13 protein-coding genes are annotated in these 16,295 nt (G+C 68.1%); 5 read left to right on the top strand and 8 right to left on the bottom strand.

The annotated features are described in order from the left end of the window. The first annotated feature begins 73 nt into the window (after positions 1-73). Positions 74-925, top strand: a complete 852-nt coding sequence (locus tag ACQHGV_RS02665; RefSeq protein ID WP_440979330.1) for a bifunctional transcriptional activator/DNA repair enzyme AdaA — start codon at positions 74-76, stop codon at positions 923-925. A gap of 126 nt (positions 926-1,051) precedes the next feature. Here the strand turns inward: ACQHGV_RS02665 and ACQHGV_RS02660 are convergent, their stop codons facing one another. Together ACQHGV_RS02660 and ACQHGV_RS02655 are read right to left on the bottom strand one after the other, a co-directional pair. Continuing rightward, positions 1,052-2,611 carry a hypothetical protein gene (locus ACQHGV_RS02660; RefSeq protein WP_440979329.1) on the bottom strand — a complete coding sequence of 520 codons (1,560 nt, stop codon included), beginning with the start codon at positions 2,609-2,611 and terminating at the stop codon, positions 1,052-1,054. A gap of 94 nt (positions 2,612-2,705) precedes the next feature. Beyond that, positions 2,706-4,220 carry a S1C family serine protease gene (locus ACQHGV_RS02655; RefSeq protein WP_440979328.1) on the bottom strand — a complete coding sequence of 505 codons (1,515 nt, stop codon included), beginning with the start codon at positions 4,218-4,220 and terminating at the stop codon, positions 2,706-2,708. 108 nt (positions 4,221-4,328) lie between these two features. Here ACQHGV_RS02655 and ACQHGV_RS02650 point away from each other — a divergent pair, with 108 nt between their 5' ends. Continuing rightward, positions 4,329-5,864, top strand: a complete 1,536-nt coding sequence (locus ACQHGV_RS02650; RefSeq protein ID WP_183952692.1) for a CpaF family protein — start codon at positions 4,329-4,331, stop codon at positions 5,862-5,864. 173 nt (positions 5,865-6,037) lie between these two features. Here the strand turns inward: ACQHGV_RS02650 and ACQHGV_RS02645 are convergent, their stop codons facing one another. Together ACQHGV_RS02645 and ACQHGV_RS02640 are read right to left on the bottom strand one after the other, a co-directional pair. Then, positions 6,038-6,268 carry a hypothetical protein gene (locus ACQHGV_RS02645; protein ID WP_440979327.1) on the bottom strand — a complete coding sequence of 77 codons (231 nt, stop codon included), beginning with the start codon at positions 6,266-6,268 and terminating at the stop codon, positions 6,038-6,040. After that, positions 6,265-6,741, bottom strand: a complete 477-nt coding sequence (locus ACQHGV_RS02640) for a vgr related protein (protein ID WP_440979326.1) — start codon at positions 6,739-6,741, stop codon at positions 6,265-6,267. Before ACQHGV_RS02640 ends, ACQHGV_RS02645 begins: the two co-directional genes overlap by 4 nt. A gap of 271 nt (positions 6,742-7,012) precedes the next feature. On the opposite strand from ACQHGV_RS02640, the gene ACQHGV_RS02635 reads away from it, so the two are divergent. Then, positions 7,013-8,263, top strand: coding sequence for an aspartyl protease family protein (locus tag ACQHGV_RS02635; RefSeq protein ID WP_440980115.1), 1,251 nt, complete (start codon positions 7,013-7,015; stop codon positions 8,261-8,263). Between the two features lie 119 nt (positions 8,264-8,382). Here the strand turns inward: ACQHGV_RS02635 and ACQHGV_RS02630 are convergent, their stop codons facing one another. The 4 genes from ACQHGV_RS02630 to ACQHGV_RS02615 form a co-directional block, all read right to left on the bottom strand. After that, complete coding sequence (locus ACQHGV_RS02630) at positions 8,383-8,661, bottom strand: 3TM-type holin (protein ID WP_440979325.1); 279 nt, start codon at positions 8,659-8,661, stop codon at positions 8,383-8,385. After that, on the bottom strand, positions 8,658-9,197 hold the full coding sequence (locus ACQHGV_RS02625) for a glycosyl hydrolase 108 family protein (RefSeq protein WP_183952712.1): 540 nt from the start codon (positions 9,195-9,197) through the stop codon (positions 8,658-8,660). The genes ACQHGV_RS02630 and ACQHGV_RS02625 overlap by 4 nt, the downstream gene beginning before the upstream one ends. An 87-nt stretch (positions 9,198-9,284) precedes the next feature. Next, positions 9,285-10,184, bottom strand: a complete 900-nt coding sequence (locus tag ACQHGV_RS02620) for an ROK family protein (RefSeq protein ID WP_409789231.1) — start codon at positions 10,182-10,184, stop codon at positions 9,285-9,287. A 133-nt stretch (positions 10,185-10,317) separates the two neighbouring features. Continuing rightward, entirely contained in the window at positions 10,318-10,731 is a 414-nt protein-coding gene (locus tag ACQHGV_RS02615; protein WP_440979324.1) for a MerC domain-containing protein, read from the bottom strand. A gap of 122 nt (positions 10,732-10,853) precedes the next feature. Between ACQHGV_RS02615 and ACQHGV_RS02610 the strand changes: the two genes are divergently transcribed. Both ACQHGV_RS02610 and ACQHGV_RS02605 read left to right on the top strand, forming a co-directional pair. Beyond that, positions 10,854-13,973 carry a glycoside hydrolase family 2 TIM barrel-domain containing protein gene (locus ACQHGV_RS02610; protein WP_440979323.1) on the top strand — a complete coding sequence of 1,040 codons (3,120 nt, stop codon included), beginning with the start codon at positions 10,854-10,856 and terminating at the stop codon, positions 13,971-13,973. Then, the gene (locus ACQHGV_RS02605) at positions 13,970-16,234 is read left to right on the top strand and encodes a DPP IV N-terminal domain-containing protein (RefSeq protein ID WP_440979322.1); all 2,265 of its coding nucleotides are present in this window, start codon (positions 13,970-13,972) and stop codon (positions 16,232-16,234) included. The genes ACQHGV_RS02610 and ACQHGV_RS02605 overlap by 4 nt, the downstream gene beginning before the upstream one ends. The last annotated feature ends 61 nt before the right edge of the window (positions 16,235-16,295 follow it).

The raw sequence follows: 16,295 nt of genomic DNA, 5'->3' as shown, positions 1-16,295 counted from the left end.
ACATTGTCAGCGGTGTTTGCGCGCAAGCCACGGGATGAATCCGCACTGCGCCCACGCTAGGATGCGTATCGCCATGGAAAATCGTGCCATCCCGCCGCTCGAAACGCTCGATGTCGACGCCGCCTGGACGGCGTTCGAGCGGCGCGACCGCGCGGCCGATGGCCGGTTCGTCGTCGCGGTGAAGACCACCGGCATCTATTGCCGCCCCAGTTGCGCGGCCCGGCGTCCCCGGCGCGAGCATGTCGCCTTCTATGCCGATGGCGCGTCTGCCGGTGCCGCCGGCTTCCGTGCCTGTCGCCGCTGCCTGCCCGACGCGGTAGCGCGCGACCGACGCGCGGTGGCCGAGGCGATCGCGATGATCGAGGTGGCGGAGGAGATGCCCGCCTTGTCCGACCTGGCCGAGCGGGTCGGCTATGCGCCGCATCATTTCCACCGGCTGTTCAGGCGCGCGACCGGGGTGACGCCCGCCGCCTATGCCCGCGCCTGCCGCGCCGCGCGCACGACCGAGGCACTGTCGCACGATATGAGCATCACCCGGGCGCTCTACGAGGCGGGCTATGCCGGGCCGAGCCGATTCTATGCCGACAGCGAACAGCGATTGGGCATGGCCCCCGGCCAGTGGCGGCGGGGTGGCGATGGCGTGCCGATCGACTGGGCGGTGGTGCCGACGCCGCTCGGTCCGCTCCTGCTCGCCGCCACCCCGCGAGGGCTGGCGCGTATCGCCTTCGAGGCGGACGATACCGCGCTGATCGCCGCCTTCCCCGCCGCAGCGATCCGGGCGGCCACGGGCGAGACGCTTCACCGCCTCGCGCACGCCGTGGCGGAGGTGGACCTGGCTGATCCGCAATTGCCGGAGGCCGCTCGCCGGACAGCCTTTGAGGAAGCAGTTTCATGCCGATGGCTGGCTCTCGCGATGAAGGCCTAGAACCGATCGACATTCATTCCTCCCCTGCAAGGGGAGGAATGAAGCGGATGGCCTGGATGTCGATCCGGCCCAATTCGCCGACTAGCGATCGCTCAGAGCCCCCAAAGGGAAGCCCTACGCTCCTCGCTATTCCTCCTGCCCCCGACGATCGGTCATCGTCGCCAGCGCGACCTTCACCTCCTGCGTCTTGCCCGCCTCCAACAGGGCCAGCAGCGTCGCCGCCGGATTGTCGGCGGGCGAGTGCGGGTCGAAGGCGAGCGGGCGCAGCGTGCGCTTGGCGTCGTCGATTTGATCGGCCGTGATCTGCTGCCCGGCGAGCAGGAAACGCAGCCCCCGGTCCTGCGGCACCAGTTCGAAGGCGCGCCCCAGTCCCGCGACCGCCGAATCGCTCGGCTTCTCGCCCGCCATCAGGAAGCTGCGGTAGAAGGTCGCCAGCGGTTCGGCGGCGTTGGTATCGACCCGGTTTGCCCGGATGATCCAGCTGCGCGCCTCGCGCCAGCGCGCGGGGTCGCGGCTATGCTCGGTATAGGCGCGGCGCAGATGCAATAGCCCCTTGTAGAGCAGCGCCTGCTGCGATTTCGCATCGATCGCCAGCGCCCGGTCCGCCGCCGCCTCGGCCGCCACGTCCTGCCCGACATCATAGGCCATTTCGGCGAACCAGCCCTGCACGACCGCATCACCGGGATAGGCCGCCGCGATTCGGGCGGCACGCTCATAGACCTGCTGGCCGGTCGTGCGGTTCACGCCGCGATCCGACTGCATGCGCAACGGCATCATCTGCTGCTCGCCCGGACTCATCGTCCGCACCGCGATCTCGGCCTTGGGCAGCCGCTCGTACCGGACGAGCCGGCCGGGCAGCGTACTGCGCCGCAGATAGCCGTCGAGTTGCCGGTCCAGCGCCTTCAGCGATCCGAACGCCTGGTCGCCCGCCGCGATGCTCGGCACGCCCTGGTTGAGGAGCTTGAGGTACGCGTTCAGCTTGGGCGACTGGGTCGGATCGAACTGGGTGTAATGGGTCAGCAGCCAGCCGCGACCATAGACCTGATCCAGCTCATGCGAATCGAGCTTGCGCCGGGTCGAATCGAACAGCGTCTCGATGGGCAGCTTGCTGCTGTCGATCAGGCCGTAAGCGCGGTGCTGCGCCGCCACGCCGATCATGATGCCCTCGCGATCGAAGCGCGCGGTGCTGACGAACTCGGCATAGCCTTCGGAATACCAGGCCGGATAGGCGATCTGCGAATTGCCCAGCAGGAAATGATGGGCATATTCGTGGAACAGCACGATCTGGGGCTTCAGCGCGTTCAGCCCGTCGCCCTGCCCGCGCATCGGCGTGAACGCCACCGAGCCAGAAACGCGCGGCTCGTAAAAGCCCGCGATATGGTCGCCGCCCTTGCCATAGAGCCGCCGCACCGCCGATTCGTCGGGCAGGACATAGACGGTGACGGGATTGCTTTCCTCGCCCTCCTGCTCGGGGAGCGCGTGAAGCTGGCGCATCGCGCCGTCGAACTGCTCCAGCCGCGTCGCCATGGTGCGCAGCGTGTCCTCGGGCATGTTGCCATAGAGGACGAAATGCCGCCCCCGCGCCTCGCGCCATTCCGCCTTTGCGGGCATCGCCGACAGCGCCGCGCATGCCATGCCCGTCGCGGCGGCCATCCATCGGCCGGCACGCACCCCCCAGTTCGTCATTCCCCCCGGCCCTCCCAAGCCGTCTCAGATCAGGGTTCGATCCAACAGATATGGACCGCGACTGGCAAGTGAATTGCGCGCCAGACAGGGGGCGTCAGCGCGCCGAGCGGCAGCTATAGACCAGTTTCTCGTTGGGCAGCGGCGGCAGCTGCTGGCGGATCGCGGCCTGTTCGGCCTCCAGTTTCTGGAGCACGGCATCGTCGCGGGTGCAGGCGCGTGCGGTGTTCGGTCCGTGCAGCTTGCGGATCGACTCCATCGTCGCGGCGGGCAGCATGTAGCGCGTCTGGGTATAGGTGCGCGTCAGCGGATCGAAGCGCGCGACGGTGACGGTCTGCTCGTCATCGGGCACTAGGATGCGCTGCCACCCGCCCTCGCCTTCCAGATACTGGACGTCGCGGTCGACACAGCCATTGGCACCCCAGTTGAACGCGGTCTCGGCGGTGGAGGACACGGTGATCCGGCTGCGATCGGGCTGGAGGGTGCAGATCAACGGCCCGAGCGCGGCGGTAGGCGACGCGGCGGCGGGCGCCGTGCTCGACTCGCGCGGCAGGGTGACGTCGGCCGAGGGGCGCAGCAGGAAGGTCACGACCGCCGCCACCACCGCGACCCCGCCCGCCGAGAGGGTCCAGATCGCCGGCCGGCGCTGCCCCCGTGATTCGAGCAGCCCCGCCCCACCCATCGCCAGCGCGCCGCCGACCAGCAGCAACGCGGCCAGCGCCATGACATTCTCGCGCGTCCGCTCGGCCTCGCTGCGCGCCGCGTTGAGCGCTTCCTCGCGCCGCAACGCCGCCGCACTCGCCGCCTCGCGCCGGGCGGCGGCGGCGTCCGCCACCGCGCGCGCATCCGCCGCGCTGTCCTCACGCAGCCGCTCCTCGATCGAGGTGCAGGGCGACCCGACCGAGGCATAGGGTTGCTTGGCGGCGCGCAGGAAGGCCATCAGCTCGGTATCCGCGATGGCGAAGCCGAAGGTCGAATCGCCGTCGTCGGCGCGAGTCAGCGCCGAATTGACCCCGATCACCCGCCCGCACGGATCGAGCAGCGGTCCGCCCGAATTGCCGCGCGCGATGCTGGCGGTGTGGAGCAGCACCTCGATCCCGGTCAGCGCGCGCCGGCCCGAGGCGACGCCCTGCGACCGGACGGGCGACAGCGGGCGGATATAGTCCGCCGCCGACTGGGCGGTCGCCAGGTCGACATTGCCGGGATAGCCGAGCGCGATCACCTGATCCCCCTCGGTCACCGGGCCGGTAAAGAGCGCCACCGTCGGCAGCTTGGCCTCGCTCACCTCGATCAGCGCCAGGTCGCGGCGCGAATCATAGGCGATGACCCGCCCCTGATAGGATTTGCTGCCCTCGGAGGGCACCACGCCGACGACGACATTGTCGGGATAGCGCTCGGCCAGTTCGACGACATGCGCGTTGGTGACGATGCGATTGGGCGCGACTGCGAAGCCTGAGCCATGGCCGAACCCCTCGACCCGGTCGTCGACCATCGCGATGGTGACGACGCGCACCACGCCGCGCGCGGTCGCGGCGATGTCGTCGGCCCGCGCCGCGACGGGCAGGAGCCCGACGACGGTCAGGGCGAGCACGAGGACGAAGCGGCTGAACATCGCCGGCCGCCATATCCCGCGACTTTGCCCGGCGGCAACCGCGTTCGGTTAGGCATATCGTAAATCTTGGCTTTTATGCGGGCGTGCTATGCCATGGGGAATTGCGGGATGAGTGCGTTCGGTCGTCGTCCGGGTCTGGGAAGCGCAGCGGGGCGTCCCGCCTTCGGCGTGGCGCGGCCGATGCATGGCCCCGGCCCCGCCCAGACATCCGCTCAACCACCTGCCCCGCGCACCGATGTCGAGGGCCCCGGTGCGGGCGGCCAGTTTCCGCCGCTGAGCAGCCTGGCCGCCCCCGCCCCCACCGAGACGCTCGACGCGATGCAGCGGCTGGCCGAACGCCAGGCCGCCTCGGTCGATCCCGTGCCCGCGCGCGGCGAGGGGTTCGAGGCGTCGATCCACCGGATCAAGGAACAGGTGCTTCCCCGCCTGCTCGAACGCGTCGACCCCGAAGCCGCCGCGACGCTGGGCAAGGATGAGCTGGCCGAGGAATTCCGCCCGATCATCGGCGAGGTGCTGGCCGAGCTGAAGCTGACGCTCAACCGGCGCGAGCAGTTCGCGCTGGAAAAGGTGCTGGTCGACGAGTTGCTGGGCCTGGGGCCGCTCGAGGAGTTGCTCGCCGATGCGGACGTGACCGACATCATGGTCAACGGCCCCGAACAGACCTATGTCGAGCGCAAGGGCCGGCTGGAGCTGGCGCATATCCAGTTCCGCGACGAGGAGCATCTGTTTCAGGTCGCCCAGCGCATCGTCAACTCGGTCGGCCGCCGCGTCGACCAGACCACGCCGCTGGCCGATGCGCGGCTGAAGGACGGCAGCCGCGTCAACGTGATCGTGCCGCCGCTGTCCCTGCGCGGCACCGCGCTGTCGATCCGCAAATTCTCGGCCAAGCCGATCACGCTCGACATGATGGCGAACGGCGGGTCGATGAGCAACGACATGGCGACGCTGCTCAAGATCGCGGGCGCCAGCCGGTTCAACATCGTGATCTCGGGCGGCACCGGTTCGGGCAAAACGACGATGCTGAACGCGCTGTCCAAGATGATCGACCCGGGCGAGCGCGTGCTGACCATCGAGGACGCCGCCGAGCTTCGCCTGCAACAGCCGCACTGGCTGCCGCTGGAAACCCGCCCCGCCAATCTCGAGGGTCAGGGCGAGATCAGCATCCGCGACCTCGTGAAGAACGCGCTGCGCATGCGCCCCGATCGCATCATCCTAGGCGAAATCCGCGGCGCGGAGTGTTTCGACATGCTCGCGGCGATGAACACCGGCCATGACGGATCGATGTGCACGCTCCACTCCAACTCTCCGCGCGAGGCGCTGGCGCGTATGGAGAACATGGTGATGATGTCGGACATCAAGGTGCCCAAGGAGGCGATCAGCCGCCAGATCGCCGACTCGGTCGACATGGTCATCCAGGTCAAGCGCCTGCGCGACGGCAGCCGCCGCGTGACCAACATTACGGAAGTGATCGGGATGGAAGGCCCGGTGATCGTCACCCAGGAGCTGTTCAGCTTCCACTATCTGGACGAAGGCGCGGACGGCAAGATCATCGGCGAGTACCGCTCGGCGGGCCTTCGCCCCTATACGCTGGACAAGGCCAAGCAGTTCGGTTTCGACCAGGCGCTGCTGGAGGCGTGCCTGTAAGCGCGCTGATCGAGTTTCGGGCGTTTCCAGAGCAGGATGACATGAGACGGACCTACCCCTCCCCTTCAAGGGAGGAGCCGGGGGTGGGGCGTATCCACGGACATCACGCTTGCGGATAGGCCCCATCCCAACCCCTCCCCTGAAGGGGAGGGACTTGTCAGAATCCAAGCGCGTCAGAACAGGCGAGGGCGCACCAACTTCTGCCAGAGCAGCGACAGCATCGCATAGACGACGATCGCGATGATGACGGTCGCCGCCGTCTGCACCAGGACCTCGCCGCGACCGGGCGGCGGCGCCAGCGGGTTGTGGCTGCCGCCGAACAGCCCGAAGGACAGGGTGGCGACCAGCCACCAGTAGATGGCGGTCAGCCCGCTTTCTATCAGCGCGACGGCGATTCGTTTCATGCGGTCCTCCCGGTAGCGAAAGGGATGATGTCGACATAATCCCGATACGCCCCGCTGCCCCGTTGCGGCCGATGATGGTGGGTCAGCAGGAAATAGTCGGTGACGATCGAGGCCTGCGCCTCGATACCATAGGACAGGAACGGCCGGCGCGATCGCGACAGGTCGCCATAATGATAATTGCGGTTGAACACCGCGCGCAGCTTCACCCACATGCCCTGCTGATACTGCCAGGCATGGGTCAGTTCATGGATCAGCCAGGCGGTATCGCCCACGCTCGTCGAGAAATCGGGCTTGTAGCTGGCGGGCGGGAAATACACCTCGCCATTGGGCGTGATCGCGGTGTCGGACGGCTGGAAGAAATAGGCGCGACGATTGTGGATCTTCACCCGCTCCTGATCGAGCGCGGTGCCGAATATCTGCGTCACATGGTGCGACTCCCCCGATGTCAGCGACCGCCGGATATGCTGGCCCATCCCTGCCTCCTTGTCGTCGGGATAACGTCGATCATGGGATGCGGGTGCCGCCGTCAATTCCCTCCTGCTATCGGAATGGCCGTACGGAGGGGTGACGGATAGGCCGCTCCTCCGGCGGAAGAGCGCTATAAATCGTGACACACCACCCCAACGAAAGTCGGGGTGGTGCTGAAAGGAAGGCGTATTCCTCATCGCTGCCTTTGCGGAGGTGAACGCACACCCCCGATTTCCCGCGCGCGCAGCCTCTGGCTGGGCTAGGCGTTGGGATGTGATGCGTCGCCTGCTCTATCTGCTCCCCGCCCCCTTGTTGCTGACCGCCGCGATGATGGCCCCGCGCGCCTCCGAACCGGCCCCGGTCACCGATGCAGCCGATACGGGTGAGGACGTGGTCGCCGCCGCCGCGCGCGATCCGGGCGTCGCGACGCTCGCCGCCGATGCCGAGGCGCGCTGGATTCCCTTTCAGCTGACGCCGGGCAACCAGATTCGCTTCGCCATGACGATCGACGGGCAGAGCGCGTCGGCCATTCTCGACACCGGGGTCAGCTTCACGCTGCTGTCGCGCGACTCAGGCATCGCCAAGGCCGCGCGCATCCGGCCGGGCGGCGAGGCGAGCGCGATCGGCGGTGCGGTCGCGATCGGTTGGATGCCGACCCGCACGCTGTCGCTGGGCGGCCTGACCCGCAAGGGCGGCGGTGTCGCGGTCGCCCCCCTGCCCGCAATGGCGACAGGCGATGCCAGGCCGGTCGATCTGCTGGTCGGGCGCGATCTGCTCGCCGCGCATGCGCTCGACATCGATTATCAGGCCAAGCGCTTTCGCCTGCTCCCCTCGGGGCGGATGCCGTTCCGGGGCGCGACCGCGCCGCTGACCATCTCGACCGAGCGGCGCGTCTATGAAAGCGTGGTGGGCCTGGGCCATACGCGGCTGTCGCCGGTGATCGTCGATACCGGCGACGGCTCGGCGCTGACCGTGACCCAGGCTGGATGGCGCGCGGCGAAGCTGGCGTCGCTGCCGACCACCAGCGCGATCGGGTTCGGGCTGGCCGGTCCCTCGGTCAACGACCTGGCGATCGCGCCGACCGTGAAGCTCGGCAGCCTGACCGCGCGCGAGGTCGAGGTGCGGATCGAGCCAGCCAAGGGATTCAGCGAATCGGTCGGCGTCGCCGGGCGGCTGGGGTCGGGCTTCCTGCAACGCTACCGCGTGCTGCTCGATCCCGGCGCCGGGCACATGGTGCTGGCCGCCGGCCCCGATGCCGACCAGCCCGCGCTGCGCTCGACCGCCGGGCTGTTGATGGGCGTCGCTGGCGACCGGCTGCGCGTGCTCCACGTCATGCGCGGCGGGCCGGCGGACAAGGCCGGCTGGCGCGAGGGCGACGCGATCTGCGCCATCGACGGCCAGCCGATCCCGAAGGACTATGTCGACAGCCCCATGGCCCGCTGGACCGTGGGCAAGCCCGGCACCACGGTCCGCCTGCGCATGTGCGACGGCCAGGAACGCAGCCTCACCCTCGCCCGCTTCTATTGAGGCGAGATGACTGAACTGAATCACCCCTCCCCTTCAGGGGTGGGGCGCTTCCACAAGCCCTGCGCCAAGATCAGAGGCCCCACCCCAACCCCTCCCCTGAAGGGGAGGGGCTTGTCCCATCACGCCTTGGGCCGCTTCCCCCATTCGCGCGCGACCGTGTAGCCGAGATAACCGGTGCCGAAGAGCGCGTAGAGCGGCTCGGGGATGGCGGCCAGATATTGCGCTATGCCCCGGATCATCGCCGCCGCCATCGCCGGCCTCACCCCTGCGAGCAGACCCATCGGGATGCTCCAGAGCAGCAGCAGGTACATGACATAGAGGAAGGTCGGCCGCGCCCGCCGGGTCCAGCGGTCGTTCGCATCCGCGTCGCCCGGTGCCATGGCCTCCTCCCCGCTCATGACAGGCGATCCGCCAGCCAGCCATAGAGGAACGCCTCGTTCGCCGGCCGCCGCTCGGCCAGCGTCAGATAGCGTTCGCCCTGCAACGCCTCGACCGCCTTCAGCAGCACGATCTCGCCCGCCGGCCCCCGGTGGCGCAGAAAGGCGTCGAGCGCGGCGAGCGTCGCCGGGCCGATCCGGCCGTCCACCGCCATGTCGGGATAGTCGCCGCCGCCGCGATTGAGCGCGTTGAGCGCGCGTTGCAGAAAGCCCGCCGCCACCGCCGGCCCCATATTCACGCCGGTGTCGAACAACTCCGCCGCCAGCCGGGGCGCGCGCGTCGCCACCCGGTCCCAACCCGGTGCGGACCAATAGAGGCGGCGATAGATCGCCTCCGCCCGCGCCAGCGGCAGACGGCGCATCGCCCCGTCATAGCCGTCGGCGCGCGCCACCGCCTCGGTGATGCCGAACCGGGTCGCCCCGCCCCGGTCGGCGGGGTGATCGGCATAATCCCCCTCGCGCGCGATCACCTGCGCGATCAGCGCATCCACATCCACATCATCCCGCTGTCCCATGTCGCCCTCCCTGTGACGGACGACACGAACCATATCGGTTCGCTGTAGGACAGCGCTTTGTGCGGGGGATCAGTCCAGGACGCTGCGCGCCAGCGCCAGCGTGCCGAGCGGCCCGGCCTGGTCGCCCAGCTGAGCATGGACGATGCGGTTGGCCACCTGCGCCGCGTCGACGAAGGGGAGATAGCCCGACAGCTTCTCGACCGTCGCGGCGCGCACCATGTCGAGCAGGTGCGGCTGCCCCACCCCGACGCCGCCGCCGATCACGATGCGGCCACAGGCCAGCGTCAGGAACAGCCCGGCGAAGCTCTCGGCGAGGGCATCGGCGACGAAGGTCCAGGCGGGATCGTCCGCCGCCAGTTCCTGTGCCGGCTTGCCCGTCCGCGCGGCGATGGCGGGGCCGGCCACCAGCCCTTCCAGGCAATCGCCATGGAAGGGGCAGGCGCCGGCGAAATCATCGCCCGCGACGCGGCGGACGCGGACATGGCCAGCCTCAGGATGCATCCGTCCCGATACCGGCTGGCCGCCGGCGATGATGCCCATGCCGACACCGGTGCCGATCGTCACATAGACATGGTCGGACAGCCCGCGCGCCGCGCCCCACTGCCCCTCGGCCAGCGCGGCGCCGGTCACGTCGGTATGGATCGCCACTCGATCGCCAAAGCCTTCGGACAGCGCGCCCGCGACATCCGCGCCGGCCCAGCCGGGCTTGGGCGTCGCCAGCATATGGCCGTAATCCATACCGGTCTTGTCGAGCGCGATCGGGCCGAAGCTGCCGATGCCCAGCGCTTCCGGCTTATACTGGTCCTGCCATTCGGCCAGACGCTGGCGCAGCGCGGCCAAGGTGACGGCGGGCGTGGTGGTGGGCAGGCGTTCCGACACCAGAATGTCGCGGCCCCGCCCGATCAGCACGATCGATTTCGTCCCGCCCAGTTCCACGCCCGCGACGATCCGATCCTGTGCCTCGACCATTCCACTCTCCCGCCCGACCATATTGGGTCTGCGCGACTGCGCGAAAGCGCCGGTGCCGGTCAAGGGCGTCGCGCAAAAACGCGTGGAAAGACCGTGCGCAAATGGGGCAACATCCGCGTCGTGCGGCTTAGCGTTACAGCGCCGACAGGATCGCCAGATTGCTGGCCCGCAGATTGACGATATGCGCCACCGCCAGCGCGATGCTGCCCGCCACGGTCAGCGCCGTACCCAGCCCCTGCCCATCAAAGACCAGCCCCGCGACCAGCAGCGCCAGCCCCGCGGCGCCGATCGCCGGCGGCACCAAGGCCCGGTGGCGTCGCCAGCCAGCGAACAGGGTCAGGCTGCTCAACGGAACGGCGATGCCCAGCATGGCGACATGAAACGCCTCGCCCCACCCCGCCCATTGCGCGATCATCGGCAGGAAGGCGGCGAGCAGCGGCAGGACAAGGCAATGGACCAGACAAAGCGCCGAGGCCGAGATGGCCAGTCGGTCCCAACCCCGACCGTGATGCCTGTCGGGTGTAGCGATGCCGTCGATCCGTTCCATGCACACCCCCTACACCATCCCCATCATTAATGATACAAAATATCATCTAACTCAGGGCATGACGGCGGGTTGAATTGTATTCCGTATAATATACCTTGCTGCCATCGATAAGGGAGCGGATCATGGCGAAGGCCCGGTTATTCTTGTGCGCGGGCCTCTCCGCCCTGATGGCGCATACCGCGCCGGCGCAGCAGGCGTCGTCCGCGCCGCGCCCCGAATGGGAAGACCCCGCCATCGACCGCATCGGCGCCGAGCCGATGCACAGCAGCTTCGCCGGGTTCGAGACGCGCGCCGCCGCACTGGCCGGCGACACCGCCCGCTCGCGCTACCATCTGTCGCTGGACGGGCAGTGGAAAGTGCACATGTCCCCCAATCCGGAGGCGCGGCCCATCGGCTTCGAGCGCCCCGACCATGACGTCGCCGATTGGCCGAGCGTCGCGGTGCCGGGTATCCTCCAGGCACAGGGGCTGAGTCGTCCGATCTTCGTCGGCAGCGGCTATCCCTTCCCGCGCAACGCGCCGTTCATCGAGCATCGGCTGAACGAGGTCGCCTCCTACCGCCGTGACGTCACGGTGCCGGCGCATTTCTCCGGCCGTCGCTTGCTCCTGAACATCGGCGCGGCGGGGGCGGCCTATTATCTCTGGGTCAACGGCCAGAAGATCGGCTATTCGGAGGACTCCAAGCTCCCCACCGAGTTCGACATCAGCCGCGCCGCCAGGCCCGGCAGGAATGTCATCGCGATCGAACTCTATCGCCATTCGGACGGCAGCTATCTGGAGGATCAGGATTTCTGGCGGGTCAACGGGATCGAGCGGTCGATCACCCTCTATGCCGCGCCGCAGACGCATATCCGCGACCTGGAGATCGACGCCGGGCTGACCCACGACTATCGCGACGGCACGCTGTCGGCCAAGGTCGATCTGGCGGGGGCCGCGGAAGGGACAAGCGTGCGGGCGACGCTACTCGAGGGCAAGCGGACGATCCTGACCCGCACCGCCACGCCGAACGGCACCAGCGCGACGATAACGGCAGAAGTGCCGGCCGTGAAGACGTGGAGTGCGGAGGACCCCAATCTCTACACGCTGCTGGTCGAACTGCTCGACGCGAAGGGCAAGCTGATCGAGGCGACCAGCCGCCGCATCGGCTTCCGCACCGTCGAGGTGGCGGGCGGCGAAGTCCGGGTGAACGGCAAGCGGATCATGATCCGCGGCGTCAACCGCCACGAGCATGATCCGCATACATTCCGCATCGTGTCCGAGGAGACGATGCGCAAGGACATCGAGCTGATGAAGGCCGCCAATATCAACGCGGTCCGCACCTCGCACTATCCCAACGATCCGCGCTGGTATGATCTGGCCGACGAATATGGCCTCTACGTGATGGACGAGGCCAATATCGAGAGCCACGGCTACTTAAGCCTCACCCAGGAGAAGGGCGACCCGACCCTGAACCTGGGTCACAAGCCCGAATGGGCCGCCGCGCATCTCGACCGGGTACAGCGCATGGTCGAGCGCGATCGCAACCATCCCTCGATCATCTTCTGGTCGCTAGGCAATGAAAGCGGCGTCGGCCCCAATTTCGAGGCGGCGGCCAAATGGGTCCGCGCGCACGACAAGACCCGGCTGATCAACTTCCTCGGCTATAGCATGAGCGGCTGGCGGCACCCGACGAATGACTATGTCGACATCTTCGCGCCCATGTATGACGATGTCGAGAAGCTGGCCGATTACGCCCAGCGCCCCGAATTCACCCAGCCGCTGATCCTGTGCGAATATGCCCATGCGATGGGCAACAGCCTGGGCGATTTCCAAGGTTATTGGGACACGTTCCGCAAATATCCGAAGTTGCAGGGCGGCTTCGTCTGGGACTGGGTCGACCAGACGATGATCCTGAAGGACAAGCAGGGCCGCCCCTATTGGGGCCAGGGCCTCGACTATGATCCGGACCCCAAGGATGCCGGGCTGCACGGCGACGACAGCCCGGTGGGCGACGGCGTGATCCAGTCGGACCGCACACCCGATCCCGAATATTATGAGATGGCGCATGTCCAGTCGCCGATCACCTTCACGCAAGCGGGTAGCGGCTGGCAGGTGGTCAACCGCCACGACCATATCGACCTGTCGCGCTTCACGCTGGACTGGGCGGTGCTGGAGAATGGCGTCGAGACGGCGCGCGGCAGCATCGCCACACCCTCGGTCGCCGCCGGCCAGAGCGCGCCCCTCGCCTTCACCCTGCCCGCCGCCAGGGACCCCGGTGCCGAACGTTCGCTGATCCTGCGCGCTCGGACCAGAGCGGGTGCGATCCCGCCGCTGCCCGCGGGCCAGATCATCGGCTGGGAGCAGTTCGCGCTCTCCGCCCCCGTCTTCGCCGCCGCTCCCGCCGGATCGGTCGTGCCCGAGGAAAGCGCCGATGCGGTGACGCTGAAGGCCGGGAACGCCGTGCTGGAGATCGACCGGACGACCGGCCTCGTCCGCCGCTATGCCCGCGACGGTAAGACGCTGCTGACCGGTGGCGCGCCGAACTTCTATCGTGCCCCGACCGACAATGACGTCGGCGCGGGCGTGCCCAAGAGCCATGCGATGTGGCAATATTTCTCCGACCATCGCCGCCTCGACGCGATCCGGCAGGACGGCAATGCCATCGTCGTCGATCACGACATGGGCGTCGGATCGGTGAAGATGCAGACCCGCTGGACCATGGCCCCTGACGGCGCTGCAACCGCGACAGTGCGCTTCACGCCGCTGCGCATGACGCTGCCCGATCCGTTACGCGTCGGCCTCGCCTTCGCGACGCCGGGGCAGCAGTTCACGCAAGTGAGCTGGTTCGGGCGCGGTCCGTGGGAAAGCTATGACGATCGCAAGACGGGTGCGATGATCGCGCGCTGGGACGGCAAGCTGGCGGACCAGTATCACGACTATGCCCGGCCGCAGGAGAGCGGCAACAAGACCGATGTCCGCTGGGTGCAGCTGACCGGCACCGGCCCGGGCCTGCGTGTGACGGGGGCGCAGCCACTGTCGGTCAACGCGCTGCCCTTCCCCTATGGCGACCTCGCGATGAAGCCGCCCGCGCAGGCGCATAGCTCGGACATCCGCCCGCATGGCGACGGCACGCTGCTGATCGATGCGGCGCAGGCCGGCGTGGGTGGCGATACCGGCTGGAGTCTCGATGGCCGGGCGCACATGCCCTATCGCGTCGCGCTCCAGCCGCTGACCTATAGTTTCACCATCGGAGCGGCGCGTTGAAGTCCCTGCTGACCCTGTCCCTGTTGCTCACCGCCGCCCCCGTCGCGGCCCAGACCGTTCCCGACCGGATCGCCGCATCGCTGGCGCTTCGTGACCAATGGCAATGGCTGACCCGCGACATCGCCTCGCCCGCCGAGTGGGATGCGGACGGGCGGCATTTCCATTATCGCAAGACGGTCGCGGGCGGCTTCGCCTTTGTCGATGTCGACGCGGCCACCCGCGCCAAGGCCCCCGCTTTCGACGCCGCCGCGCTCGCCCCCGCGCTGGGCAAGGTGACCGGCCAGCCGGTCGCGCCCCTGCGCCTGCCCTTCGAGCATTTCGCCTACACGCCCGACCGGACGGCTATCCGCTTCTCGATCGGCTATGACGATACCGTCTATCGCTGCACGCTCGTCCAGCCGGTCTGCGCCGTCGTACCCCCCGACAATCCCGGCCGCCCGCGCGGTTTCGGCGTGGTGCGCGACCTGCGCGTGCCCGCCGACAACCATCCCCGCCTGTCGCCCGACGGCCGGCTGGAGGCGCTGGTCCTCGACGACAATCTGGTCGTGCGGGCGGCCGGTGGCGGCAAGGAAGTCTGGCGTTCGCAGGACGGCAGCCCCGCCGACTTCTACGACCCCGAAACCATCGCCTGGAGCCCCGACGGCCAGCATATCGCGCTCCAGCGTGTCCGCCCCGGCTATGCCCGCATGGTCACCCGCGTCCTCGCCGCCCCGCCCGGCAAGGTCCAGCCGGAGGTTGTCCAGCAACTCTATCCCAAGCCCGGCGACGCGGTGGACCAGGAAGCGCCCGTGCTGTTCCGCGTCTCGGACGGGAAGCGCACCGACATCGACCCGTCGCTGTTCGCGGGTGCCTACACCCTGTCCGCGCCCGAATGGCGCGCCGACAGTAAGAGCTTCGCCTTCAACGACCTGAAACGCGGCTTCGGCGAGACGAAGATCATCGCGGTCGATGCCGACACCGGCCGGGCGCATGCCGCCGTCACCGAGACCGCCAAGACCTTCGTCTTCCGCGACCGCATCTGGTCACACGACGTGAAGGGGCTGGGCCGCGAAATCCTCTGGGCCTCGGAGCGCGACGGCTGGCGGCATCTCTATCTGATCGACGGCGCGACCGGCCGGGTCGTGCGCCAGATCACCAAGGGCAACTGGCTGGTCCGCGACATCGCCCATGTCGATGACGAGAAGCGGCAGATCTGGTTCTCGGCCAGTGGCTTCGTGCCGGGTGAGGACCCCTATTATAAACACTGGTTCCGGGTCGATTTCGACGGCCGCAACCTGACCCGGCTGACGCAGGAGAATGCGACGCACGAGGTGCGCTTCTCGCCGGACATGACCACCTATGTCGACGTCTTCTCGCGCACCGACCTGCCCGAAACGATGGAGCTGCACGACGCGCGTGACGGCCGCCTGATCCAGACGCTGGAAAAGGGCGACATCACCGCGCTGACCGCCGCCGGGTTCCGCCCGCCGGAGCGCTTCACCGCCAAGGGCCGCGACGGCAGGACCGACATTTACGGCCTGGTCGTCCGCCCCCGCAATTACGACCCGGCCAAGCGCTATCCTGTCATCGAGAACATCTATGCCGGGCCGCATGACAGTTTCGTGCCCAAGGCCTTCTGGCCGTTCGGCGGTTTTTCCGGCGGCGACAAGGTCATGGGGATGCAGCAGCTTGCCGATCTCGGCTTCGTCGTCGTGATGATCGACGGCATGGGCACCGCCAACCGCTCCAAGGCCTTCCACGATGTCGCGTGGAAGAACCTGGACGATAGCGGCTTTCCCGACCGGATCGCCTGGATGAAAGCGCTGGCGGCCAAGGACCCCGGCGTCGATGTGTCGCGCGTCGGCATCTATGGCGGCTCGGCGGGCGGGCAGAGCACGCTCAACGCGCTGCTGTTCCATCCCGATTTCTACAAGGCCGGGGTCGCCTATGCCGGATGTTTCGACAACCGGATGGACAAGATCGACTGGAACGAACAATGGCTCGGCTATCCGGTCGACCAGAGTTATCTCGACGCCTCGGGCGTGGTCCATGCGGGGAACTTGCAGGGCAAGCTGATGCTGGTCGTCGGCGAGCAGGACTCCAACGTCGATCCCGCCAGCACCACCCAGGTCGTCGACGCGCTGATCAAGGCGGACAAGGACTTCGACCTGCTGGTCATCCCCGGCGGCGAGCACACCGCCGGGCGCAGCACCGGGCCGGTGGCGTACGCGATGCGGCGGCAATATGCCTTTTTCCTGAAGGCGTTGCGCGGGCAAGAATAGCATCTGTCATTCCTCCCCTGGAAGGGGAGGTGGCGCGCATGGCGCGTCGGAGGGGTGTAGC

The sequence above is a fragment of the Sphingomonas pseudosanguinis genome (assembly GCF_052056765.1).
Taxonomy (GTDB): Bacteria; Pseudomonadota; Alphaproteobacteria; order Sphingomonadales; family Sphingomonadaceae; genus Sphingomonas; species Sphingomonas pseudosanguinis.
Note: the sequence above shows the minus strand (reverse complement) of the source record. Positions and strands in the feature narration are given on the sequence as shown.